This is a genomic window from Salimicrobium jeotgali (genome assembly GCF_001685435.2).
Classification (GTDB): Bacteria; Bacillota; Bacilli; order Bacillales; family Halobacillaceae; genus Salimicrobium; species Salimicrobium album.
The window spans coordinates 1667125-1690873 of sequence record NZ_CP011361.2 but is presented as its reverse complement, the minus strand read 5'-3'; the positions used below and the strand labels follow the sequence as shown (position 1 = coordinate 1690873).

The 23749-nt window shown below is 43.6% G+C and carries 19 protein-coding genes and 1 CRISPR repeat array; of the genes, 13 read left to right on the top strand and 6 right to left on the bottom strand.

Annotated elements, in window-relative coordinates:
- Window positions 1-12: 12 nt before the first annotated feature.
- From AAV35_RS08480 to AAV35_RS08470, 3 genes are all read left to right on the top strand, one after another.
- The gene (locus AAV35_RS08480) at window positions 13-942 is read left to right on the top strand and encodes an aldo/keto reductase (RefSeq protein ID WP_008592341.1); all 930 of its coding nucleotides are present in this window, start codon (window positions 13-15) and stop codon (window positions 940-942) included.
- Between the two features lie 149 nt (window positions 943-1091).
- On the top strand, window positions 1092-2165 hold the full coding sequence (locus AAV35_RS08475) for a nitric oxide synthase oxygenase (RefSeq protein WP_008592339.1): 1074 nt from the start codon (window positions 1092-1094) through the stop codon (window positions 2163-2165).
- A gap of 55 nt (window positions 2166-2220) precedes the next feature.
- Window positions 2221-5061 carry a UPF0182 family membrane protein gene (locus AAV35_RS08470; RefSeq protein WP_008592338.1) on the top strand — a complete coding sequence of 947 codons (2841 nt, stop codon included), beginning with the start codon at window positions 2221-2223 and terminating at the stop codon, window positions 5059-5061.
- A 113-nt stretch (window positions 5062-5174) separates the two neighbouring features.
- On the opposite strand, the gene AAV35_RS08465 is transcribed toward AAV35_RS08470, so the two are convergent.
- The gene (locus tag AAV35_RS08465) at window positions 5175-5741 is read right to left on the bottom strand and encodes an NADPH-dependent FMN reductase (RefSeq protein WP_008592335.1); all 567 of its coding nucleotides are present in this window, start codon (window positions 5739-5741) and stop codon (window positions 5175-5177) included.
- A 12-nt stretch (window positions 5742-5753) separates the two neighbouring features.
- Entirely contained in the window at window positions 5754-6806 is a 1053-nt protein-coding gene (locus tag AAV35_RS08460) for an LLM class flavin-dependent oxidoreductase (protein WP_008592333.1), read from the bottom strand.
- A 121-nt stretch (window positions 6807-6927) separates the two neighbouring features.
- Here AAV35_RS08460 and AAV35_RS08455 point away from each other — a divergent pair, with 121 nt between their 5' ends.
- The 10 genes from AAV35_RS08455 to AAV35_RS08410 all read left to right on the top strand — a co-directional run bounded on the left by AAV35_RS08455 (window position 6928) and on the right by AAV35_RS08410 (window position 20008).
- Window positions 6928-7266, top strand: coding sequence for a winged helix-turn-helix transcriptional regulator (locus AAV35_RS08455; protein WP_008592331.1), 339 nt, complete (start codon window positions 6928-6930; stop codon window positions 7264-7266).
- Window positions 7267-7977: 711 nt separating this feature from the next.
- The gene (locus AAV35_RS08450) at window positions 7978-10365 is read left to right on the top strand and encodes a CRISPR-associated helicase/endonuclease Cas3 (RefSeq protein WP_008592329.1); all 2388 of its coding nucleotides are present in this window, start codon (window positions 7978-7980) and stop codon (window positions 10363-10365) included.
- A 276-nt stretch (window positions 10366-10641) separates the two neighbouring features.
- Complete coding sequence (gene cas5c, locus AAV35_RS08445; protein WP_008592321.1) at window positions 10642-11346, top strand: type I-C CRISPR-associated protein Cas5c; 705 nt, start codon at window positions 10642-10644, stop codon at window positions 11344-11346.
- 14 nt (window positions 11347-11360) lie between these two features.
- Complete coding sequence (cas8c, locus tag AAV35_RS08440; RefSeq protein WP_008592319.1) at window positions 11361-13247, top strand: type I-C CRISPR-associated protein Cas8c/Csd1; 1887 nt, start codon at window positions 11361-11363, stop codon at window positions 13245-13247.
- Window positions 13240-14109, top strand: coding sequence for a type I-C CRISPR-associated protein Cas7/Csd2 (cas7c, locus tag AAV35_RS08435; protein ID WP_008592317.1), 870 nt, complete (start codon window positions 13240-13242; stop codon window positions 14107-14109). The genes cas8c and cas7c overlap by 8 nt, the downstream gene beginning before the upstream one ends.
- Complete coding sequence (gene cas4 / locus AAV35_RS08430) at window positions 14096-14755, top strand: CRISPR-associated protein Cas4 (RefSeq protein ID WP_008592314.1); 660 nt, start codon at window positions 14096-14098, stop codon at window positions 14753-14755. The genes cas7c and cas4 overlap by 14 nt, the downstream gene beginning before the upstream one ends.
- On the top strand, window positions 14752-15783 hold the full coding sequence (gene cas1c, locus AAV35_RS08425) for a type I-C CRISPR-associated endonuclease Cas1c (RefSeq protein ID WP_008592308.1): 1032 nt from the start codon (window positions 14752-14754) through the stop codon (window positions 15781-15783). Before cas4 ends, cas1c begins: the two co-directional genes overlap by 4 nt.
- A 7-nt stretch (window positions 15784-15790) precedes the next feature.
- On the top strand, window positions 15791-16081 hold the full coding sequence (gene cas2 / locus AAV35_RS08420; protein ID WP_008592306.1) for a CRISPR-associated endonuclease Cas2: 291 nt from the start codon (window positions 15791-15793) through the stop codon (window positions 16079-16081).
- A 158-nt stretch (window positions 16082-16239) separates the two neighbouring features.
- Window positions 16240-16804: a CRISPR direct-repeat array (repeat unit 32 nt; unit sequence GTCGCACCCCACGCGGGTGCGTGGATTGAAAT).
- Window positions 16805-17027: 223 nt separating this feature from the next.
- The gene (locus AAV35_RS08415; protein WP_008592304.1) at window positions 17028-17735 is read left to right on the top strand and encodes a metallophosphoesterase family protein; all 708 of its coding nucleotides are present in this window, start codon (window positions 17028-17030) and stop codon (window positions 17733-17735) included.
- Between the two features lie 128 nt (window positions 17736-17863).
- Window positions 17864-20008 carry a type IA DNA topoisomerase gene (locus AAV35_RS08410; protein ID WP_008592302.1) on the top strand — a complete coding sequence of 715 codons (2145 nt, stop codon included), beginning with the start codon at window positions 17864-17866 and terminating at the stop codon, window positions 20006-20008.
- A gap of 51 nt (window positions 20009-20059) precedes the next feature.
- On the opposite strand, the gene AAV35_RS08405 is transcribed toward AAV35_RS08410, so the two are convergent.
- The 4 genes from AAV35_RS08405 to AAV35_RS08385 all read right to left on the bottom strand — a co-directional run bounded on the left by AAV35_RS08405 (window position 20060) and on the right by AAV35_RS08385 (window position 23702).
- Window positions 20060-20434, bottom strand: coding sequence for a hypothetical protein (locus tag AAV35_RS08405; protein WP_008592300.1), 375 nt, complete (start codon window positions 20432-20434; stop codon window positions 20060-20062).
- Window positions 20434-20964 carry an acyl-CoA thioesterase gene (locus AAV35_RS08400; RefSeq protein ID WP_008592299.1) on the bottom strand — a complete coding sequence of 177 codons (531 nt, stop codon included), beginning with the start codon at window positions 20962-20964 and terminating at the stop codon, window positions 20434-20436. Before AAV35_RS08400 ends, AAV35_RS08405 begins: the two co-directional genes overlap by 1 nt.
- 228 nt (window positions 20965-21192) lie before the next feature.
- Complete coding sequence (locus tag AAV35_RS08390; protein ID WP_008592295.1) at window positions 21193-22083, bottom strand: LysR family transcriptional regulator; 891 nt, start codon at window positions 22081-22083, stop codon at window positions 21193-21195.
- 104 nt (window positions 22084-22187) lie between these two features.
- Complete coding sequence (locus AAV35_RS08385) at window positions 22188-23702, bottom strand: BCCT family transporter (protein WP_008592293.1); 1515 nt, start codon at window positions 23700-23702, stop codon at window positions 22188-22190.
- Between the last annotated feature and the right edge of the window lie 47 nt (window positions 23703-23749).

The following is a 23749-nucleotide window of genomic DNA, read 5'->3' as shown; positions in this document are numbered from 1 at the left end:
GGAGGGATGATTATGGTAAGCAAGGTAACTCTCGGCAAAACAGATTTATCCATCAACCCGATCGGACTTGGCACAAATGCGGTCGGAGGACACAACATATATCCGAATCTTGATGAGCAGCAGGGCGTGGACATGGTGAAAGCGGCTATCGATAGAGGCGTGGATTTTCTTGATACGGCCTATGCCTACGGTAACGGACGTTCCGAGGAACTCGTGGGTCAGGCGATTGCGGAATCCGGCAAACGTCAGGAAGTCGTTCTTGCTACGAAAGGTGCCCACACAGATGACGGCGGTAAAAGTAACCGTCCGGAATTTTTGAAACAGGCGGTTGATAACAGCCTTAAGCGTCTCGGTCTCGATTACATCGACCTTTACTATATTCATTTTCCGGATGAAGATACACCGAAGTATGAAGCAGTCGGTGCGCTTCAGGAATTGAAAGAGGCAGGTAAGATACGGGCTGTGGGTGTTTCCAACTTTTCGATGGATCAGTTGAAAGAAGCGAATCAGGACGGATATGTCGATGTTATACAGGAACACTATAATCTTTTTGAGCGGGAAGCAGAGGAGACGTATTTCCCTTACGTGAAAGAACAGGGGATCGGTTTCGTACCGTTCTTCCCATTTGCCTCCGGACTACTGGCCGGTAAGTATGAGGAGGACACGACTTTTCCTGAAGGGGATCTCCGCCATCAGAAACCCGAGTTTCAGGGGGAGAAGTTTAAAGAGAACGTCCGGAAAGTCAACGAACTGAAACCGATCGCGGATTCATACGGTCTTGATACGGCTCAGCTCGTGCTCGCTTATTACATTCATCAGGAAGCAATCGATGCTGTAATTCCGGGTGCGAAGAGAAAAGACCAGGTGTTTCATAACAACAAAGCAGCAGATGTGACACTGGATCAGGCAACAATCACACGCATCAGTCAGCTTTTCTCTTAAAACAAAAACTCAATTAATAAGGCGAGACCTGGATTCCGGAAACCTTCCGGGGTCCGGTTTTTTATATAACTATACAGACTTCACAGCTTCGTCACCGCCTTCGGCATCTCTCTTGTGATAAAATCAACAGGAAAGAGAGGGCGGTCGTCATGATAAAACAGGCTGAACAATTTTTGGAGCAATGCTATAAAGAATTAGGAAAAACGGAAGCGGAGTTACGGGAACGGACCGGAGCAGTGACAAAAGAAATAGAAGATACCGGCTCTTACACTCATACATATGAAGAATTGGAGTACGGGGCGAAGATGGCCTGGCGCAACAGCAATCGATGTATCGGCCGGTTGTTCTGGAACCGTCTCGAAGTGAAGGATCAAAGACACCTTGATACCGAAGAAGAAGTGGCGGGTGCGCTCCGGGAGCATATTCACGAAGCGACCAACGGAGGGAGGATTCAGTCCACAATCAGTATTTTTAAACCGAAAACCGTAGCAGGCGGCGAAGTGAAAATCTGGAACCACCAGCTGCTTCGCTATGCCGGATACGAAACGGACGAGGGCATCATCGGGGATCCGGATTCGGTGGCACTTACGAAGAAGGCACTGGATATGGGCTGGGAAGGGGCTGGGACTCCTTTCGATATTTTGCCCCATATCTTCCACATCGATGACCGCGAGCCCGTGTGGTATGATGTACCTGAAGACATTATTTTAGAGATACCGCTCAGGCATCCGGAATATGAGTGGTTTCGGGAACTGAACCTGCGTTGGTATGCCGTGCCGATAATTTCTGATATGCGGCTTGAGATAGGAGGGGTCGATTACACATGTGCCCCGTTTAACGGCTGGTATATGGAAACGGAGATAGGAGCAAGAAACTTTGCGGATGAGTTCCGTTACAATCTTCTTCCTGTAGTAGCTGAAAAGATGGGCCTTGATACAAATCGGAATTCTTCTTTGTGGAAGGATCGGGCGCTTCTGGAGTTGAATCAGGCTGTACTATACTCTTTCCAGCAGGACGGAGTCTCTCTCGTTGACCATCATACGGCGGCCTGGCAGTTTCAGGTCTTCCAGAGGAATGAGCATAAACAGAACCGGCAGGTTACAGGGGACTGGACATGGCTGAACCCCCCGGTGTCGCCTGCGACAACGCCCATTTTTCATCAGAGTTTTGAAGACAGAATGGATTCACCGAACTATTTTTATCAGAAGTGCCCTTTTTCGTGAAACTTTTTATATGTAAAGGGCGTAGATATATAGTAGAAGAAAGGAGGAGTTATTATTGGATATTAAACCGAAAAAGACAAAGAATCTGACGGCTGCGCAAAAACAGAAACTGAACAAAGCCGGGGGGTGGCTTGGTAAAATCTTCACGGTCCTGTTCATCCTTGCGTTCATTGTACTTATATCTTTTAACTGGATCACCGATTACATATGGATGGGGAGCGTGGGGTACCAGGATTCCTACATGACAATTCTGACGAGCAAGCTGATGCTTGGTGTCGTCGGTTTCATTTTATATGCTATATTTACTTACATGACGTTGAGCTGGATACGTAACGTCTATGTCGGACATTTCACCGCGGGCCAACTTCCGCCTTTCATCAATAACAAGAAGCAGAGCCGCCTTTTGACGCTTGTAATTGCGATTATCGTCGGTCTGCTCGGAAGTGTGCTTGTACAGGGCGTAGGCTGGGAACCATGGCTGAAGTTTCTCAACTACGAATCATTCGGAGTGAAAGATCCCCATTTTGACCGGGATGTATCCTTCTATATGTTCGTATTACCATTCATCGAATTTGTTCTTTCTATCGTTCTTGGACTTGCAATCTTTTTCTTCCTTGTGGAGATTGGATTCTATTCCGTCTACAATATGTACCGGATGAACAGGAAAGCGCAGATGCACATGGGTATAACGCTGGCGATCATCGGTATTCTTCTTGCCTTCCAGCACGTGCTTGAACCTTTCCGTTCCCTTCTCACCAACCAGGTGAACGTAGTTCAGGAGAGTGTGGTGCACGGACTGAGTTACACGGATGATGTCGTCAACAATCCTGCATCCTACGTGATGGCGGGAGTCGCGCTCCTCGGAACGATTTGGGTCATCGTAGCTCTGTTCCGGGGAAGATGGAAATCGATGGTAGCGCCGATCATCCTTTATATAGCCGTAGGAGTTCTCGCTCAGGGAGCTTCCATGATCGTACAGAACTTTGTCGTTTCACCAAACGAATTTTCAAAAGAAAGCCCTTATCTGGAAGAAAATCTCTCGATGACGAGAACGGCTTATGATCTTGAAAACATGAGCGAAGAGCAGCACCCTGGAGCTGATTCCCTGAATCAGTCCATGGTGGAGAGGAATCAGGACACAATCAATAACGTACGTATCAATGATGCACGGCCGATTTTGAGCGTATATAATCAGCTGCAGACATTCCGTACTTATTACGAGTTCAATGATATTGATATCGACAGGTACAACGTGGACGGGGAGTATGAACAGGTATTCCTCGGAGCGCGGGAACTGAATACGGAGGATCTGCCTTCGCAAGCGAAGACGTGGGTCAACCAGAACTTACGTTACACCCACGGCTACGGCATTTCCATGAGTAACGTCAATGAAATCACGCCTCAGGGTCAGCCCGAGTATATGGTGGAAAACCTCCCGCCTGAAGGTAAACCGGAAGTAAAACGTCCACAGGTGTATTTCGGAGAGGAAGACTATGATTCTGTCATCGTCAACAGTGGCGTCGAGGAGTTCGACTACCCTGCTGGGGATGAGAACATGTCCAGTACATTTGAAGCAGACAGCGGAGTACCGCTCTCCGGCATCAACCGGGCCCTGTTTGCGATTAATGAAGGATCATTCCGGATGTTCGTCTCCGATCAGGTGACAGGAGACTCCAAAATTCTCCAGACACGGAACATTATGGACAGGGTGGAACGTATTGCTCCGTTCCTCACCTATGACGAAGACCCTTATATTTTCATACGCGAAGATGGCACGATGGACTGGATGATTGATGCCTACGTCACAGAAGAGAATTATCCTTATTCGGAACCGTATTCCGGAGATAACAGTTACATCAGGAATTCCGTTAAAGTGACGGTGGATGCTTACACGGGAGAAGTGGACTATTATGCAGTGAATCCCGAGGAGCCTCTCCTCCAGACGTATCAACAGATTTTCCCTGATCTGTTTACTGAGGAGATACCGGAAGATGTGAAAAGCCACTTCCGCTACCCGATCGATCTCTTCAAAATCCAGTCACAAATGTATCAGACGTACCACATGACGAATTTGGAAGTATTTTATAATCGTGAGGACTACTGGGAAATACCTACGGAGAAATACTTCAACGAAGATATAACGATGGAACCTTATTACGTTACGATGCGTCTGCCTGAAGCCGAGGAAGAAGAATTCGTTCTGATGACTCCGTTTACACCGAGAAACCGGCAGAATATGATCGCCTGGATGGGTGTCAGGAATGATGGCGAGCACTACGGGGAGAAAGTCGTGTATGAGTTTCCGAAGCAGGAAAATGTATACGGTCCGCAACAGATCGAAAACCGGATCAATCAGGACAGTAACATTTCCCAGCAGTTGAATCTGTGGTCCCAGGGCGGCTCGGAGGTAATCAGGGGTAACCTGCTTGTACTGCCGATTGAAGATACGGTCCTTTATGCAGAACCTGTATATATCGAGTCCTCCAACGAGACGTCCCTGCCTGAAGTGAAACAGGTTATTGTCGCCTACCAGGATCAGATTGTTATGGAACCTACCTTCGATAAGGCTCTGGAAGTTCTCCTTTCCCGCATCGATCCGGAAGTCGAAGCACCGGAAGAGGGCGGAGAAGACGGTCAGGGAGAAGGTCAGTCCTCCGGGTTGGAGACGAATGAAACGCTGCAGGAAATCTCGGACCTTTTCGGTCAGTATCAGCAGCAGATGTCTGACGGGAATTATGAAGAAGCAGGACGTATCATGGAAGAAATCCAGTCCAAGCTTCAAAGTTCCCAAAACTCCGGCGGAACCGGGCAGCAGAACCCCGAGAATCAGAATGGCGGGGAGAATGACGGATCTTCCGAAGGAGAGAATAGCTCGGACAGTTCAGGTGAAGAATAGTTTAGAGGAGGAACCGTTCCTGTGAAGGGGCGGTTCCTTCTGATTAATGATTGGACTTTCCTCTGAATCAGGATAAAAAACGACCAGGCTAAGCGTCTGGTCGTTTTTCCTATTCAAAAGTCGTATTTTGCATCCTCCGCTTCCCTGATTTGGCGGTATGTTTCTGTGAGCACCATGGTATCTTCGACGAGACGGTCGAGTCGGAAGAAAACATCATCACTGATAATTTTCTTATTGAGAAAATCTTCGTCGTTCAGGAATACGTACGTCTGCACAATCTGCGCTTTCATATAGCCAAGAATCGGCTTCAGCTGCTGTTCCGGAATCAGAAAGTGTTTGTCCGATCCTGCGGTAGCGTATATGCTGACAATTTTCCCTTCTAGTCCGTCCTGAGGAAGAAGGTCGAAAATGTTTTTAAGTGTGGCCGGAATCGACGCCTGAAAGATAGGAGTGCCGATGAGGACAGCGTCCGCTTCCATAATTGTTTGCGCAACGTATCCCGTGTCTCCTTTATAGTCCAGATAGTTTCTCCCGTCACTGAACTCGACATCGTTATCACCGAGATCGATCAGGGTGAACGTATGGTCGGGATACTGACGTTCCACTGATTCTTTCACATAATCCATCGCTGTTCTCGTTTTAGAGCCGACTTTGGAGCCGGCGAGACCTACAATTCGCATCCGGGTTCCTCCTCACTTTTTAGTATGCTTCTTCACTTCCGGAAGAATCTTTTCACCGATCATGTCGATGTTTTTCTTCAATTTTTCAAATGGGACGCCACCGAAGTCCATTTGCGCAATGTAACGCTGATGACCGAATGTTTCGTGCTGGTAAAGGATTTTTTCGATGATTTGCTGCGGACTTCCGACGTTCATGACGCTTCTGGAATCTGCACCTTGGGCAAACATCTGCTTCGAGAAACCGTGTCCGTTCGTTTTCTTCATGCCTTCGTTGAAAAATGGATACGATTCGCGTAACGCTTCCTGCGTCGTTTCGCCAGGATAGAAAAACCCTGCCATAGAGACCGGGAGTTCATCCGGGTTGTGGCCGCCCTGAGCCGCTGCCTGTCGGAAGGTGTCCACGGTATTTTTGAAAGTGGAGACAGGACCTCCAAGCGCGGCAAAGAACATCGGCACTCCCTCGTATCCGGCTTTCATCGCACTTGCCGGGTGACCGCCTACGGCACGCCAGATTGGAAGTTCCCCGTTCATCGGACGTGGGAGAATGTGTGCATCTCTAAGTGGGGCACGGAAATTCCCGCTCCAGTTGAGCACTTCCTGTTCATTGATTTGACGCAGAAGATCGAATTTTTCTTCGTAAAGTTCCTCATAATCTTTCAGGCTGTAACCGAGGAGCTCGAAGTTTCCGGTGCGGGAGGCTCTCCCCGCAATCAGTTCGGTACGTCCACCTGAAATCAAGTCGATCGTTGCGAAATCTTCGAAGACACGCACCGGATCGAGGGTACTTATAATCGTGGAGGAACTGGCTATTTTTATTTTTTCCGTTGCCTGAGCGATGGCGCCGAGCACTACGGAGTGTGCCTGGGTCGTGAAATAGTCCTGGTGACTCTCTCCGACACTGAAAAAGTCGATACCCGCCTGTTCGGCAAGCTGTGATAATTCAATGATTTCGTTGAGTCGTTGGGACGCCGGGATACGCTCGCCGGTCGACGGGTTCGGCAAATGATCACCGAGAGTATATAATCCGAATTCTAATCCATTCGAAGGGTCTAATCCATATTTCATCAAAAACTCACCTTTCTCTTTTCATGTTTCTAATGTTAGTATGAGGGATAACAGAATGAATGAGAAGTACGTACTTTCAAGTAAGATAGTATCATTGATGATACCTATGGAGGGCACAGCGATGAACGAACATATTAAACCGGATCAATGTCAGGTCCAGGAAGCTATCGGGATATTGGTGGGGAAATGGAAACCGATTATTCTGCTCCATCTGATGAAAGAAGGAACACAGAGGTTCAGTGAATTGAAGCGGGAAATCCCCGAAATTACTCAGAAGATGCTGACGAAGCAATTGAGAGAATTGGAAGCGGAAGGGATTGTGGACAGGAAAGTCTATCCGGAGGTTCCGCCGAAAGTGGAGTATTCGATTACCGAGTATGGTAAAGAGTTGCAGCCGATTCTGGAGGCGATGCATAAGTGGGGAGAGAAACATGCCCGGGCAAAAAGGGAGAGAGCATAAAATCTGCGAATCAAAACCATAAATGTTTCGACTATTAGTGGTTGAAGAAGTTAAATACTAATGCGTTGTGGAAATCTCTCATCACGATAGAGGGGTTGTATACCTGTCTAAGTTTGCAGAATCTATAAAAACAAGGTCGTAATGCCGGAATTGATTTATTAACTTAAATCTAAAAAAGGAACATTTTCAGCATCTCAGCTTGTAGAGAATCTCCGTTTTTCTCTACAAGTTTTTTTGTGCAATTCTTGTGAGTGAATACCAATCGCTTTCCGTGGAAGAACTCCCCATCCTTTCCATGAAAATCCCACTATTATAGCTTCGGGTCGCCCGTTTCCGAAGTAGTCTTCTAGTATCTCTCCATCTTTCGAAAAAGGAGAATCTTTCTCATGTTTCGACGAGCCACTGCTCCAAAAACACTATACAGGAAAAATACGAGTATACGAAATCACTCGTTTCTCTCAGAATATCTATTTAGGTAAGAAAGATAAGTGCCGAAGTTATATGTACAAATCCTCCTCTTTTTTCTCAACAAACTCGTGTGATGGAGCGATGAATTTTCTGAAAATTAAACTGTAACTATTATTTAGAATCGAGAATAGGGAGAGACAATGTCAAGTTATTAATCAACTATAGGCAATAATTTGCATATGTTGGAAAAAAATGAACGTGTTTTTGTTATACTTTAAGTAACAAAAAACTGGGAGGGAAGTAATGAATTTTATAGCTCATGTCAGAGAAGAGGATGGAAGAGAACAAATGTTACGGGATCATTTGGTAGAAGTAAAAGAACTGGGAGAAAAATTTGGTGAACCTTTGCACCTTTCTTACACTATCGGTCTTGCGGGTCTTCTTCATGATATAGGAAAGTACACTGTTGAATTCCAAACGTATTTGAATGAAGCCGTAAACAATCCGGACTGTCCTCCCAAAAAGGGTAGTGTTGTACACTCTCGAGCAGGTGGAAAGTTACTATATGACTTACTTCATAACGGGAAGCCGGGTAGTTTAGCGAAGGGGCTGGTGGCAGAAATAGTAGGGAATGCAATTATCTCACATCATGCGTATATTAATGATTTTATCAGGCCTTCCGACTTGGATACTCCTTACAGAAATAGTGTAGTGGAAAAGGAAGTAAATGAGTATCACGACCTTAAACAAAGATTTTTTCGAGACGTGATGAAAGAGGAAGAACTTACAGAATATATAAAGAAGGCAATTATAGAAATTGATGAGATTATAAATGATACCCCCCAAGAAGAAGTTTACTCAACGATGAGCTACGTTACAAAAATGGTCTACAGCAGTTTAATCGATGCTGACAGAACAAACACAAGAGATTTTGAACAAAACCTTAAAAAAACGGCTCCTCCTTCCATGAATGTTTATTATAATAGATTAACTACTCATCTCCAGCAGTTCGAAAATCCTCATAACCCTATAAATAAACTGAGAAACGAGATGTCAGAGATTTGTGATGAATTTGCTGAAAAACCATCAGGAATATATACCCTGTCCATACCGACCGGCGGGGGAAAAACGCTTGCAAGCTTACGATATGCTTTGAAACATGCAAGTTTATATAGCAAAGAAAGAATATTTTTCATCGTGCCTTTCACAACAATCATCGAACAGAACGCAGAAGAAGTAAGGAGTATTCTACAAGAATATAGTTATATTCTGGAGCATCATTCCAATGTAGTAACGCATGATAGTGAGGAAGAAGATGAAGGAGCATTGGACGCTCACCAAAAATTGAAAATAGCTGAAGAAAACTGGGATACTCCTATCGTCTTTACAACGATGGTGCAATATTTGAATGCAATTTATCATAGGAAATCGTCCAGTGCTCGAAGACTTCATAACCTGAGTAACTCTGTTCTGATTTTTGATGAAGTACAAAAAGTTCCTTCCGATTGCGTATCATTATTCAATCTCTCTGTAAATTACTTATGTCATTATGCAAATTCCAGTGCCATTCTTTGCACAGCGACCCAACCTTCTCTTGAGTACGTTCATAATAAATTAAAAATTCAAGAAGATGCCGAAATCATTCCTCATATCGAAAAAATTTCCAGGAAATTTGAACGGGTGGATGTCGTGGATTGTGCAACGGATGGTCAGATGAATAATGATGATTTGAAAAACTTTATTTTAGATAAAAAAGATAAAGAAGCCAGTGTGTTAATTATTTTAAATACTAAGCAGGTGGTAAAAGATTTATATCACAAAATGAAAGAATCCACTTCGTATGATATATATCATTTAAGCACTGCTATGTGTGCAGAACATAGAAGGAATTTCATAGATAAAATTAACGAAAAAGTTAAAAGCGGACAGGATATGATTTGTATAAGTACTCAGTTGGTAGAAGCGGGGGTAGATTTGGATTTTGATTGTGTTATACGATCTGCTGCCGGTCTTGATTCAATTGCTCAGGCAGCAGGCAGATGTAATAGAAATGGGAAAGCCGAGAAGAAAAATGTTTATGTTATCAATCATAGTGAAGAGAGTTTGAGTAAACTGAAAGAGATGAAAATTGGTAAAAACATATCTTTACGGTTAATGAAAGATATAAAAAAGGACCCTGCCAAGAACATTCTCGAGCCATATGTAATGAAAAGATATTTCAGAGAATTTTATCAGGAAGTGCAAAATCGTTTAGATTACCCAATTCCGAACACTACAGATGAGACTATGATAAATTGGTTGAGTGATAATCGGATAACCGTGACAAACTACGTACAAAGAAATGATAGTCCTGATTTTATTTTAAGAAACAGTATCCGCTCAGCCGCTGAAAAATTTCAAGTCATTCCTGATCTTACCACTTCTGTAATAGTACCTTATTGTAAGGAAGGAAAGGACGTAATAGCTACACTGAATGATGGGCAAACAATCGAAGAGCTTTCTGATTTTCTTAAAAAAGCTCAGAAATTCAGCGTGAATGTTTTCCCCCACGAGCTGCAGACTCTGCAAAAAAAGAACGGCGTCAGAGGCTATATTGATGGAAGCGTGAAAGTTTTAGTGGAAGGTTTTTATGATGATGAATTTGGTTTGGCTATTTCTGGTGAAGTGGGCTCAGGAGGGTTGATTTATTAATGCAAAAGCTTATCTGAATACACCAGATAAGCTCTTGAATTAAATATTATATATTTCAATCCGCATTACTCTTTTAAAAGTAATGAATAGAGTATATTATAGCATACAAAATTAAATTATATTAATAATTCATATAATATTTAATTCTACTTATTGTTTTTGTTTGTTGTGTAGTTTATACTTTATTTAATAATTAAAGCTAGAAGAGATGTAACTGTGGGTAACTTTTGCTGTTAACTTTCATAAAAATCAAATATCAAGAAAGGACGTTATCCATTGAGAAATGAAATAGAATTTGAAGTTCATGGTAAGTATGCATTGTTTACGGACCCTCTTACGAAAATAGGAGGCGAGAAATTGTCTTATAATGTACCTACCTACGAAGCTTTGAAAGGGATTACAGAGTCTATCTATTGGAAACCGACGTTAACTTTTATCATCGATGATCTTCGTATTATGAAATCAATAAGTATGGAATCTAAAGGAGTTCGTCCTATCCAGTATCATGGCGGGAATACTTTGGCTAACTATACTTATTTAAGGGATGTCCGTTACCAGGTAAGAGCTCACTTCGAATTCAATGCGAGCCGTCCTGAACTTTATCATGACTATAATGAGGGCAAACACTTCAGTATTTTGCATCGTGCTTTAAATGCTGGTGGAAGACGGGACATTTTTCTGGGTGCCAGGGAATGCCAGGGCTATGTAGAGCCATGCAAGTTTGGAGAGGGAGCAGGAGCTTATGATAATCAGGAAGAGTATCATTTAGGAACGATGGTTCATGGTATCAATTATCCATCGGATATAGAAAAAGACGAGATGCAGGTCAGATTATGGAACCCTGTGATGAAGAACGGGATAATCTCTTTTCAACGACCGGAAGAATGCCGAAATGTCCGGAAAATTAGAGATATGAAAAGGAAAGAGTTTGACGAAACGAATATGACTTCCGTAGATGATTTATTTGAACAATTGAAGTAAAAGGGGGGGAAACAATGAATTGGTTAAAACAGTTATATGAAACGTACGAAGAAAATAAGCAGGAAATCGGTGAAATCAAAATAAGGGACAATGGCCAAGAATATACATTGCTCCCTATCGCCCACACTACGCAAAATGCTCATATCGAAGTGTACGTTACATCTGAGGGAAGATTTCACAGTGCCTACGTAATTGATAAAGAGGATACAGGAACCACAATTCCAACCACTGAGGATTCTGCCAATCGTGCCGGGGCTAAAGTGGCACCATACCCCTTACATGACAAACTTGTATATGTTGCTGGAGATTATTCCGATTACACAGGTGAAAATAAAACAGAGAACTTCAATGCATATATTAAACAATTAGAGGAATGGGCGAACTCGCTTTACACACATGAAGACGTTAAGAGTGTATATGAATATTTAAAGAATGCTACGCTGATTAGTGATTTGATAATGGAAGATATTCTTCATGAAGATAGTTCGGGAAAGCTGTTAAAGAAGTGGTCGAAAGAGATGGAGGAAGAAAGAGGGCCGAAACCGGATATTTTCAAAGTTTTACCCGGTGATCAACAGGCGGCATTTATTCGATTTAGAATTCATGACCCCGTAAAAGAGCATAAACCTATTTGGAAAAACAAAAATGTGTTTAATGCCTATGTAAATTTTTATGAATCACAGTTTGAAGAAGAGGACTTATGTTTTGTGCTCGGTAAACGTCTTCCAAAAACAACAAAACATGCCAGTAAAATCAGAAATGCCGCAGATAAAGCGAAATTGATTTCTGCAAATGACACTAGTGGTTTCACTTTCAGGGGGAGATTCACAGATAGCGAACAAGTAGCAGGAATCAGCTATGAAGCATCTCAGAAAGCACACAACGCATTGAAGTGGCTGATTCGACGTCAAGGAACGGCAATAGGTGAGCGCGTGTTTCTAGTTTGGGGTCAGAAGAATCCGGATGCCCCTGATTTACGAAATGACAGTCTTTCCCTAACACCGGATATTAAGTTTAATAACGAGGTGGTTACCAAGGAGGGATATGCAAAAGAATTTTCAAAGGCATTAAAAGGCTATAGACACAACCTGCCTCCGGAAGAGAATGTGAATATTATCATATTAGATGCAGCTACCACTGGAAGGTTAGGGGTTCTCTATTACAAAACTCTTATAATCGATGACTATCTTGATAGATTAAGGAACTGGCATACTACTACTGTATGGAAGCAATCGATCAAAAGGGAGAAAGAAAAAATATATTTTTTCGGAGCGCCCTCGTTAAAAGACATAGCTTATGCAGCCTATGGATTTTCTGCGGATGACAAAATAATTAGAGACACGATAGAACGGTTGATTCCGAGTATTATAGATCAGAGGCCCGTACCGACGGACCTGGCTCGGCAAACTTTCCAAAGAGCGTCTAGCCCTGAATCTATGCAACAGTGGATGTGGGAAAAAACATTGGGCGTTTCCTGTGCTTTAATTAACAATTCACTATCGAAAAAAGGGGAGGGGAAAGATTTGGCTATAGAATATGATAATGAGGATCGCAGCTATTTATTTGGAAGACTTCTTGCTTCTGCAGATGTATTGGAAAGACGAGCACACGGGGCTGATGAAAATCGTCCTACAAATGCTATACGCTACATGAGCGCATTTTCTAAACATCCGGCAAGAACCTGGAAAGTGATTCGGGAGCAACTCTTGCCTTACCAGCAAAGGTTAGGCAGGCAGGGGATAGATGTATTAAGAGTTATGGAGTCGGTAGAATCCACTATGCATTCTACACAATATAATGACCAACCATTAACAGGCTTGTATTTATTAGGTTTTTCATCACAGCGGGAAGAACTTTTTAAATCTAAAAAAGACAAAGAAGGGGAAATGACTAATGAGTAATAACACGTTAAAAAACAAAATTGATTTCGCAGTAGTTCTATCTGTAAGTAAAGCTAACCCAAATGGTGATCCATTAAACGGTAACAGGCCGAGGCAGGATTTTGATGGCCTTGGAGAGATATCTGATGTAGCAATCAAACGAAAAATCAGAAACAGGCTGATGGACATGGGCGAGAAAGTTTTTGTTCAATCAAATGACAGAAAAATGGACGAATATGACAGCTTAAAAGCGCGCGCTTCTGGAAAAAAAGAGTTAGAAGAAATATTGAAAGATAAAGCGGACAGGGATGAAGAATTTGCTTCCCTAGCTTGTGAAGAGTGGATTGATGTTCGGAGCTTTGGCCAAGTCTTTGCCTATAAGGGCAGTAATAAAGGTAGCGGTGTATCTGTGGGAGTAAGAGGGCCGGTGTCTATACACACCGCTACAAGTTTGGATCCCGTAGATGTTACAAGTACTCAAATTACTAAAAGTGTCAATTCAGAATCTGGCGATAAACGAGGTTCTGATACGATGGGGATGAAACACCGCGTTGATTTTGGAGTCTATGTCTTTTACGGCAGTATCAACCCGCAATTGGCTGAGAAGACAGGCTTTACCCACGAAGACGCAATGAAGATTAAAGAAGCTTTGAGAACACTTTTTGAAAACGACAGTTCTTCAGCCAGGCCTGAGGGTTCCATGGAAGTGAATAAATTATACTGGTGGGAACATGATTCAAAACTAGGAAAGCATTCTGCAGCGAAAGTTCATCGTTCTCTAAATATATCCCGAAACGTAGATTCACCTCACACTATAAAAGATTACGAAATAAGAGTGGAGGAATTAACGGATCTGCAGGTGGAAGAGATTGAGGGACAATAAAGAAAACGAGTATCTGATGCTCTCAGGAATACAACATTTCCGTTTCTGTCGACGTCAGTGGGCTTTGATTCATATTGAACAGCAATGGGCAGAGAACGCAAAAACTACCGAAGGAAATATTATGCATAAGAAGGCTGATAATCCTTTTGTGAAAGAGAAACGCGGAGAAAAAATTGTGGCAAGAGGGATGCCAATCAAATCCGAAGAGTTAAAATTAAGCGGTATTTGTGATGTCGTTGAATTTTCGAAAAATGATCATGGTGTACCTCTTCATGGTAGCACAGAAACATATGAGGTTTTTCCGGTGGAGTACAAGCGTGGTAAACCAAAGAAAGACCGCACGGATATCCTTCAATTAACTGCTCAGGCTATATGTCTGGAAGAAATGCTGGTGACTGAAGTGAAAAAAGGCTATATTTACTACGGTGAAACCAAGCGTCGGGAAGAAGTACATTTTACTTTAGAACTGAGAAATGAATTGAAGAATGTAGCCTCCGAGATGCATGATTATTTTAAAAGAAGGTACACCCCTATTGTCAAAACAGGAAAGTTTTGTGAAAGTTGTTCTTTGAAAGATATGTGTCTTCCTCATCTCATGAATAAGGAATCGGTCAGGGGCTACATTGAAAGGGTTATCAGCGAATGAAAAGGCTCCTCAACACTTTATTCGTCAATCAACCGGATGTTTACTTGTCTCTTCGTGGAGATAATGTAGTGCTGTCTAAAGACAAGAAAGAATTGGCAAAGATGCCACTTCATAACCTGGAATCTATTGTTGCGTTTGGATATACCGGAGCCAGTCCTGCATTAATGGGGTACTGTGCTGAAAGAAACATATCCATAGTGTTTATGACGAAAACAGGAAGATTTCTTGCCAGGGTCGTGGGGGAGAGTCGAGGGAATGTAGTATTAAGGAAAACGCAATACAAGATTTCCGAATCTGAACGTAAATCGGCTTTTATAGCGAAAAATTTCATTGTAGGAAAAGTATTTAATAACAAATGGGTCATAGAACGATCTATAAGAGATCATGGATTACGTCTTGATGAACAAAGGCTGAAAGGTATATCTAATACTTTAACTGAGTTATTAGCATCCATCAGAAATGTCGAAGACTTAGAAAACCTGCGTGGATGGGAAGGACAAGCAGCTTATAGTTATAATAAAGTCTTTGATGATATGATACTCAGTCAAAAGGAAGATTTTTATTTCCATAATAGAAATCGCCGACCGCCGTTGGACAATGTAAATGCTTTACTGTCTTTTGCTTACACACTTTTAGCCAATGACACTGCATCAGGCCTTGAAGGGGTAGGATTGGATGCATATGTTGGGTTTTTGCATAGAGACAGGCCGGGAAGAGTGTCTCTGGCACTTGATATGATGGAAGAGCTAAGAGGTTGTTACGCAGATAGATTCGTTTTGTCTCTGATTAACAGAAATATCTTTACAAATGAGGATTTCTATCAAAAAGAAAACGGAGCAATCATTTTGAAAGAAGAATCCAGAAAGAAATTTCTGCAAGCCTGGCAAAAGAAAAAACAGGAAAAGATAACTCATCCATATCTTAAAGAAAAAATCTCCTGGGGCTTGGTTCCTCATGCCCAGGCATTGTTGTTAGCAAGATACTTGAGAGGAGACATTGATGAGTACCCTCCTTTCCTTTGGAAGTAGGTGAATTATGCTAGTTTTAATTACTTATGATGTACAAACAAGTAGTGAAGGCGGGAGTAAGAGGTTAAGAAAAGTTGCGAAAACTTGTCAAAGTTACGGCCAACGTGTTCAACATTCTGTTTTCGAGTGTGTAATCGATTCATCTCAATTCGTAACTCTGAAGCATAAATTGAAAAACATCATAGATTTTGAAAAGGATAGTTTGAGGTTTTATCGTTTAGGAAATGAATACAAGGACAAAGTAGAACACGTTGGTGTAAAGGAATCACTAGATGTAGAAGACCCATTGATTTTTTGAGTGCGAACTCTAAGTAAACATAAAATTTCAGAGAGATTCGCACCAAATTAATAGTGAAATGTAGTGAAATTATCTTTGGCTCTTTAGAATCACTATTAGAATTTTCGTTTTTGGTTCATATATTGAGTGGTTTATCAATATGTTGTGCCAAAATCGCAGTCGCACCCCACGCGGGTGCGTGGATTGAAATTTATCTAGATACATATAGAAACAATAAGTTTTTAGTCGCACCCCACGCGGGTGCGTGGATTGAAATTCATATGAGCTTTTTACGCACTTTTCATAGAAAAAGTCGCACCCCACGCGGGTGCGTGGATTGAAATCATTACGTGTTTATTCACTTTTTTGTGTGGTTACTGTCGCACCCCACGCGGGTGCGTGGATTGAAATTCTTGGAGCTCTGCTTTTTCTTTCTGCACCTGCGTCGCACCCCACGCGGGTGCGTGGATTGAAATGGGCCATTTGTCTGCACGTATTGGATGAATTGCTGTGTCGCACCCCACGCGGGTGCGTGGATTGAAATCAGACGTACCTGGAACAAGCCGCCACATCCGAGGTAGGTCGCACCCCACGCGGGTGCGTGGATTGAAATCTTGCAGCTGGATAGAGAATATCTGCAAAAGCTGTCGCACCCCACGCGGGTGCGTGGATTGAAATTTGTGTTTCTTCATTACCGTTACTGGCGTTTTTCGTCGCACCCCACGCGGGTGCGTGGATTGAAATAGTTCAATAGCTTCTAAGCGTTCCCTGCGACCTGGTCGCACCCCACGCGGGTGCTTAAGTTGGGACCGTTGACCTTGTTTATGATGTTTGGTTGAAAAAACCGGTGTGGATCCAAAAGCGTAATAACCTATGTAATCATCTCAATACAGTCAAGAGTAAAACGATTTTTTCTTTCAAATGCAGGGAAGTAACTATGTAGAACTTAATTTGAAAGGAGTTACTTATGAAAACAGCATTCATTGCAGACATTCACGGAAACGCTACAGCACTGCAAGCGGTACTGGACGATATAAAACGTCAGGGGGCAGACCGTGTAGTTATGCTCGGTGATCTCTGTTACCGGGGCCCGGAACCGAAGAAGTCGCTGGACCTTATACGAAATCTCGATGCTCCGGTCATCAAAGGTAATGCAGACGCCTGGATTACCCGCGGCGTGCGGGACGGAGAAGTGCCGGAGAAGAATATTAAAATGATGAGGGAAGAAAGAGAATGGGTGGCGGATAAGCTTACGGAAGAGGATATCTCCTATCTTAAAAACTTGCCGGAAAGTGTAACGGAAACAATCGGTGAGAAGGACGTATACTGCGTTCATGCGACGCCGGACAGCCTGTTTGATGTAGTGAAACCCGATACTCCCGAAGAGCAGGTGAAAGAAGAATATTTCGATAAAAAAGAAGCCGATGTTTATCTGTATGGCCATATTCACTTGCCTTATGTACGTCCTCTCGAGGGAAAAGTGATTGCGAATACCGGCAGTGTCGGTTTACCGTTCGATAGCGATCCACGTGCTTCTTATCTGATAGTGAGCGAAAACAGTATGGAACTCCGCAAAGTTTCTTATGATGTTGAAGAAGCAGTGAATAAATTGTATGAGAACGACTATCCTCAGGCCGATCTGGTCGCGGATGTTTATAGAAGCGGTTCACTATAATGAGCTTGCCGGATCTTTCCGGCAGCTTTTTTATTTCGACCCGTCCAACCAATATTCCTGCAAACGTACGTTCTTGATTTTTTAACGGAAAGAAGATATCTTTAGAAAAGAAAGGACGTGACCGGCCGATGACTAAAGTCGTCATTTTAGCGGAAAAACCTTCCCAGGCGAAAGCGTACGCGGAAGCTTTTTCTGTTCAAACCAAAACGAAAACACATATTCAGCTTAAACCGGATCCCATTTTTCCGGAGGGTGCCACCATTACGTGGGGAGTGGGCCATCTTGTGGAACTTAAAGAACCGCAGGATTACAGGAAAGAATGGAAGAAATGGAAGCTTGAGGAGCTGCCGATAGTACCGGAAATATTCCAGGAGAAAGTGGCGAAAGGAAAGTGGGAACAGTTCCAGGCGGTGAAACAGCTGTTTAAGCAGGCGGATGTCATTGTGAATGCTGCCGATGTGGACCGGGAAGGATCGAATATTTTTTACAGTATCTACACACTGATAGGTGTGAAAAAGCCTGTGAAACGTCTGTGGATCAACTCCCTCGAGAAAGACGAAGTGAGGGAAGGGTTCCGTCAGTTGCAGAATAATGAGAAAGACAGACGTATGTTTGAAGAAGCGAAAGCGAGACAGATCAGTGACTGGCTCGTCGGAATGAATGCAAGCCGGCTTTTTACGCTGCATCTCCAGAAAAAAGGGTTCGGCAGTCATTTATCCATCGGCCGGGTCCAGTCTCCGACCGTCTATCTTATTTACCAGCGGCACAAAGAAATCGAAGAATTCGTTCCGGAACCTTTCTACCAGATAGAAGGCTCGTTTAAGGCAAAGAAGGGGACATACAAAGGTCTTGCCAAAATAAAGGAGAAAGACAAAGCGAAAGTGCAGGCGCTCATAGACGAGCACAGTCTTAAAAAAGAAGATACGTACAGAGGTACAGTACGGAAAGTGGACAAGAAGGAAAAGCGTATCAGGTCGCCTAAACTTCATTCTTTATCCACTCTTCAAAGCGTGGCGAATCGTATGTGGAAATATCCTCCTGCCAAAGTCCTGAAAATCGCCCAGCAGCTTTACGAGAAGAAACTGTTGTCCTACCCGAGAACGGACTGTAATTTCATCACACAGGGCGAGTTCAATTACTTAGTGAAGAAGGCGGATGATTATCAACAAGTACTTGGAACCAGCTTCACACCGGCTACATTAAGGCCTGATAAACGATACGTGAACGGGGCGAAAGTAGAAGAACACTACGCGATCATACCGACTAAAACAGCCCCCACGGCGAAGAAACTGGAAGGACTCAGCCGGGAGGAAAGAAACATTTATAACGAAGTGCTCGCTGTGACACTCGGTATGTTTCATAGAAATCATGTATATGAAGAAACGAAAATTCATACAGATGTTCATGGCCTCGTGTTCTTTTCCACAGGCAAAAGGGAAGTGGATGCAGGCTGGAAAGAGCTGTTTCCGAAACAGAAGAGAAAAGAAGAAATGCTGCCGGAGGTAAAAGAAGGGGAAGAACCGGAAGCCGAGGTCCATATAAAAGAAAGTATGACTCAGCCGCCAAAACCTTATACCGAAGGACAGCTGATCACGATGATGAAAACTGCCGGAAAGACGGTGGAAGATGAGGAAGATGTAGAAATACTGAAAGAAGTGGAAGGACTAGGTACAGAAGCGACCAGGTCGGGTATCATCGAGACGATCAAGAAACAGAATTATATTTCCGTTACGAAAAACAACGTGGCCATTACTGATAAAGGAATTATGCTGTGTGAGGCCATCGAAGGGACGCTTCTATCCAGTCCGTCCATGACTGCAAAATGGGAAGCGTACTTACGGAAAATCGGTGAGGGGGAAGGTTCGAAACAGACCTTCATAGATAATACGGAAAAGTTCATCAGAAAGCTGATGAAAGAAGCTCCTTCCTCCCTTGAAAAAGTCCAGCTGAGAGATATCGGAGAAACGAAGAAGAAATGGAACGAACCCATCGTCACCTGCCCGTCCTGTAAGACCGGGGCAATCGTGGACCGTTATAAGTTTTATGCCTGTTCCGGTTATAAAGATGGATGCAAAGTAACCTTCCCGAAACGTCTTGCTGGAAAAACGCTTACGGAAAACATGATAAAAACATTGTGTGAAAAGAAAAAAACGAAAGTGCTGAAAGGGTTCAAAAGCAAAAATAAGAAAACGTTCAGTACAGCACTGACGCTGGATGAGGATTACAATATCAAATTCGATTTCGGCGTCCCTGCCAAAGATAAAACAAAATGAGTTGCGAAAAGCCCGGGTCTCAAAGAGAGATCCGGGCTTTTCGGATGGAGATCAATCCATAATGACGGAGCCCTGCAGCAGTTCAGGTTTGGCACCGAGAATCATAAGGAAGACAGTGGAATCACTGATGTTTTCGTATTTTTTCAGCAGCTGTTTCAGTTCGTCGATGTCAGGATGCTCCTTCAGTTTCTGCACTTCCTCCTGATACAGACTCAGTATGGAAGTACGGAGAAATTTAGGGGCATATTTCGGCAGTTCTTCATTCTTTATGAGAGATGCCATATAACCGTATTTCAACTGCAGTTGTCTTGTCAGGCTGACTACGTGTACGAGCTGTTCACCAAGGTCGGGATAGGCCCGCTGGAGGTCGTCAACATCTCTTTTCACTTTATATAACTGGTTCAATCCTGCCACCATGTGTGTCATTATACGTGCACCCCTTTTTCCCATGGTTTCTCGAGACCGATTATTTCAGTAAGTTCCTTACTGTGCTGTTTTCTTATACGGCGGCGTTCCGCTCTTTCTTTCCCGGATTCATAAAGAAACTTTTCTTCTTCGGTTTCCGGAACGAGACGAGGCACGGTTATCGGCTTTTTGTTGTCGTCGAGGGCAACGAAAGTAAGGAATGCCGTTGCCGCCATGCGACGCTCTCCGGTAATCATATCTTCCGCAATGACTTTACAGAAGATTTCCATCGACTTGTTGCCTGTATAAGAAACGTATGATTCGACACAGACAGAGTCCGACTGATGTATCGGGTGAAGAAAGTCGATGGAATCCGTCGAGGCAGTGACACATTCTTTAGCCCGGGCATATCTGCGGGCGGAGAGTGTTGCGTTATTGTCCAATTTTTTCATAAGAGTCCCGCCGAAAAGTGTATTATAATTATTCAGGTCATTGATCATCACCTGATCGGTATTTACGATTAAACTTTCTTTTGGATGTTTCGTTTCCATATGATTCATTCCTTCTTTCCTGTTTGGTCAATTTGTTGATAAACCAAGTGTACGCCCGTTTCCGGGGGAAAGTGAAATAGAAATATATCATCTGTCACATAGATAATGTCTATGAAAATGTTTTCATCCATGTATGTCAGGAATGAAAGCCGTGAATTAGAGCACGAAAAAACGGACAGGAGAGAAATCAATTCGATGTCTCTCCTATCCGTCAGATATACCGTATGTTCAGGAGGAGTTTTCGATAAGTCTTTCCTGAGTGAAACGGAGCCACTCTCTGGTAGCGTAAGATAAATAGTGGTTCTTTCTCCATATAAGACCGACGTTCCACTCGAGGGAAGGGTTGCGGATCTTGACGAGCCGGAGGTCTTCTTTCAGTAAATTAGCGACACTATAGGGCAATATGGAAATACCGAGCCCTGAAGTGATCATTTTACCGATGAAATCCCATTGGGACGTCTCCGAAATAGTTTTCGGAACAAACCCTGCCGACAGGCATGCATCGTGGATACGCTCATACAGGGCGAAATCTCTGTTGAAAGTGATGAAATCGTCATCCTTCAGCTCCTCCAGGTCTATTCTTTTCCTCCCGGCCAGAGGGTGGGAAGCGGGAAGAACCGCTTTCAACTCTTCTTTGATAAAAGAGAAGGTGTCGAATTCCTCTTCCTGCGGGGGAAGCACGGCTATACCTGCATCGAGGTGCTCATTAAGGATATCCTCTTCGATTTTTTTCGTGCCATTTTCAATCAGCTCGAAAGTGATGCGCGGATGCAACTGATGGAACTCTCCGAGGATTCCGATGAATAACTCTGCATCAAGAATCGGAGGGAGACCGATTCTTATGTGCCCTTTCTGCAGACCTATCAGGTCATCGAGTTCCGTCTGCAGGTTTTCGGAAGCTTTTACTATCGTTTTCGCTTTGTCATAAATGGCCCGTCCGGCATCAGTAAGTACCAGCTGTTTACGGGACCGGTCAAACAGTTCGACGCCCAGCTCCGTTTCGAGGTTTTTGATCATTTTGCTGATGGTGGGTTGAGTCACGTACAAATGCTCCGCAGCGCGTGTGAAGCTTTCGAACCGGGTGACTTCAATAAAGTACGTAAGATGTCTGATATCCATAGATTCACCTGTTTTCTCCAAGTTTTATGTAAAATTGTATCACAGTAGGCATAAAACATGCCTGACCTCGCTTTTGCGGCGGGAGATCAGGCATGTTTTCCTTATCATACAGCTTTATTTTCTTTCTTTCTCTTTCTTTTCGGGGAAACTTCCCGACTGGCAGCTTTATAGAAGGAATATCCCATCATAAGTACAACGATGGAAAAAGGGAAGGCAGCTATTATGAGAACGTTCTGCAGGCCCTGGGTCCCTCCGAAGTAAGTGATAATCGCTGCCATGGCAGAAAGTGTGAGACCCCATATGATTTTTACACGTCCGCCGGGTTCAAGAGAGCCTTCGGAAGAGAGCATGCCGAGAACGAACGTAGCCGAGTCTGCCGACGTAATGAAAAAGATGGCGATAACGACCAGTGTAATAAGCGACATGAAGAATCCGAGCGGATACTCAGCGAGTGTGGCGAACGTAGCAGTTTCCATCGGATAGTCCGAAATAGTCGCAAGACCGCTCTGCTCTACTTCGAGTGCAGAGACGCCGAAAACCGTGAAGAATACGAAGCAGATGATAGACGGGACGAACAGAACTCCGAGCATAAATTCTTTAATAGTACGGCCGCGCGAGATCCGGGCTATGAAAATTCCTACAAACGGTGACCAGGAGATCCACCACGCCCAGTAGAAAATCGTCCAGCTGTCGATCCACGTTCTGTTTTCTTCATTCATTGGGGCAATGCGGAAACTCATGTCGAAGAAGTTGGCCACGTAGCCCCCGATGGAAGCGGTGAACATATTCATAATGTAAAGGGTCGGTCCTATAATCAACAGGAGAACCATAAGGGCAATACCCAGAATCATGTTGATATTACTCAAGTATTTAATACCCTTACTCACGCCGGACCAGGCAGAGAATATGAAAAGTACTGTAGCGACTACAAGGATGATCAGCTGTACCCAGTAATTACCGGGAGCGTCAAAAAGAAAAGCGAGCCCCTGGTTTATCTGTGCCGTACCGAAACCGAGAGTCGCAGCCACGCCTGTGACGGTAGCCACAATAGCCAGCGTGTCGATGATTTTCCCAAGAGTTCCTTTCATTCGGTCCTCACCGAAAATTGGTGTCAGAGTAGCACTGACTAAGCCCGGATAATCTTTATGGAACTTGAAATAGGCAAGTACGAGTGCCACGAGCGCATAAATTGCCCACGCGTGCAGCCCCCAGTGGAAAAATGAAAAGCGGAGGGAATCCATAATCGCCTGCTCACTTCCGGGCTCTGCGGTCGGACTGTTATTGAAGGCGTGGGAAATCGGTTCGGCCGTTGTCCAGAACACAAGTCCCATTCCCATACCGGCACTGAAAAGCATGGCGAACCAGGAGGCCAGCCCGAATTCCGGTTTTTCATCCTGTTTGCCGAGTTTTATGTGGGAAAAACGTGAGAAAATGAGGTAGACGCAGAAAGCAAGCATTACCATGACAATAAGCAGATAATACCAGCCGAATCTGGTCGAGATGAATGAAGTGGTTGCAGCAGTGACCGTCTTCAGGTTTTCAGGACCGATTACACCCCAGAGAACAAATATAAAACATACGATAATACCATACCAGAATACCGAAGATACCTTTTTCATAAAACCGCTCCTTATGTAATTTAGTATAAAAACTTACCGGGATTAAG

Coding starts and splice junctions, on each gene's coding strand:
- AAV35_RS08450 (WP_008592329.1), top strand. CDS start 7,978: ATGAATTTTATAGCTCATGTCAGAGAAGAGGATGGAAGAGAACAAATG.
- AAV35_RS08400 (WP_008592299.1), bottom strand. CDS start 20,964: ATGGAAACGAAACATCCAAAAGAAAGTTTAATCGTAAATACCGATCAG.
- AAV35_RS08410 (WP_008592302.1), top strand. CDS start 17,864: ATGACTAAAGTCGTCATTTTAGCGGAAAAACCTTCCCAGGCGAAAGCG.
- AAV35_RS08415 (WP_008592304.1), top strand. CDS start 17,028: ATGAAAACAGCATTCATTGCAGACATTCACGGAAACGCTACAGCACTG.
- cas7c (WP_008592317.1), top strand. CDS start 13,240: ATGAGTAATAACACGTTAAAAAACAAAATTGATTTCGCAGTAGTTCTA.
- AAV35_RS08385 (WP_008592293.1), bottom strand. CDS start 23,702: ATGAAAAAGGTATCTTCGGTATTCTGGTATGGTATTATCGTATGTTTT.
- AAV35_RS08460 (WP_008592333.1), bottom strand. CDS start 6,806: ATGAAATATGGATTAGACCCTTCGAATGGATTAGAATTCGGATTATAT.
- AAV35_RS08405 (WP_008592300.1), bottom strand. CDS start 20,434: ATGACACACATGGTGGCAGGATTGAACCAGTTATATAAAGTGAAAAGA.
- AAV35_RS08455 (WP_008592331.1), top strand. CDS start 6,928: ATGAACGAACATATTAAACCGGATCAATGTCAGGTCCAGGAAGCTATC.
- cas2 (WP_008592306.1), top strand. CDS start 15,791: ATGCTAGTTTTAATTACTTATGATGTACAAACAAGTAGTGAAGGCGGG.
- AAV35_RS08390 (WP_008592295.1), bottom strand. CDS start 22,083: ATGGATATCAGACATCTTACGTACTTTATTGAAGTCACCCGGTTCGAA.
- AAV35_RS08480 (WP_008592341.1), top strand. CDS start 13: ATGGTAAGCAAGGTAACTCTCGGCAAAACAGATTTATCCATCAACCCG.
- cas1c (WP_008592308.1), top strand. CDS start 14,752: ATGAAAAGGCTCCTCAACACTTTATTCGTCAATCAACCGGATGTTTAC.
- cas8c (WP_008592319.1), top strand. CDS start 11,361: ATGAATTGGTTAAAACAGTTATATGAAACGTACGAAGAAAATAAGCAG.
- AAV35_RS08475 (WP_008592339.1), top strand. CDS start 1,092: ATGATAAAACAGGCTGAACAATTTTTGGAGCAATGCTATAAAGAATTA.
- AAV35_RS08465 (WP_008592335.1), bottom strand. CDS start 5,741: ATGCGAATTGTAGGTCTCGCCGGCTCCAAAGTCGGCTCTAAAACGAGA.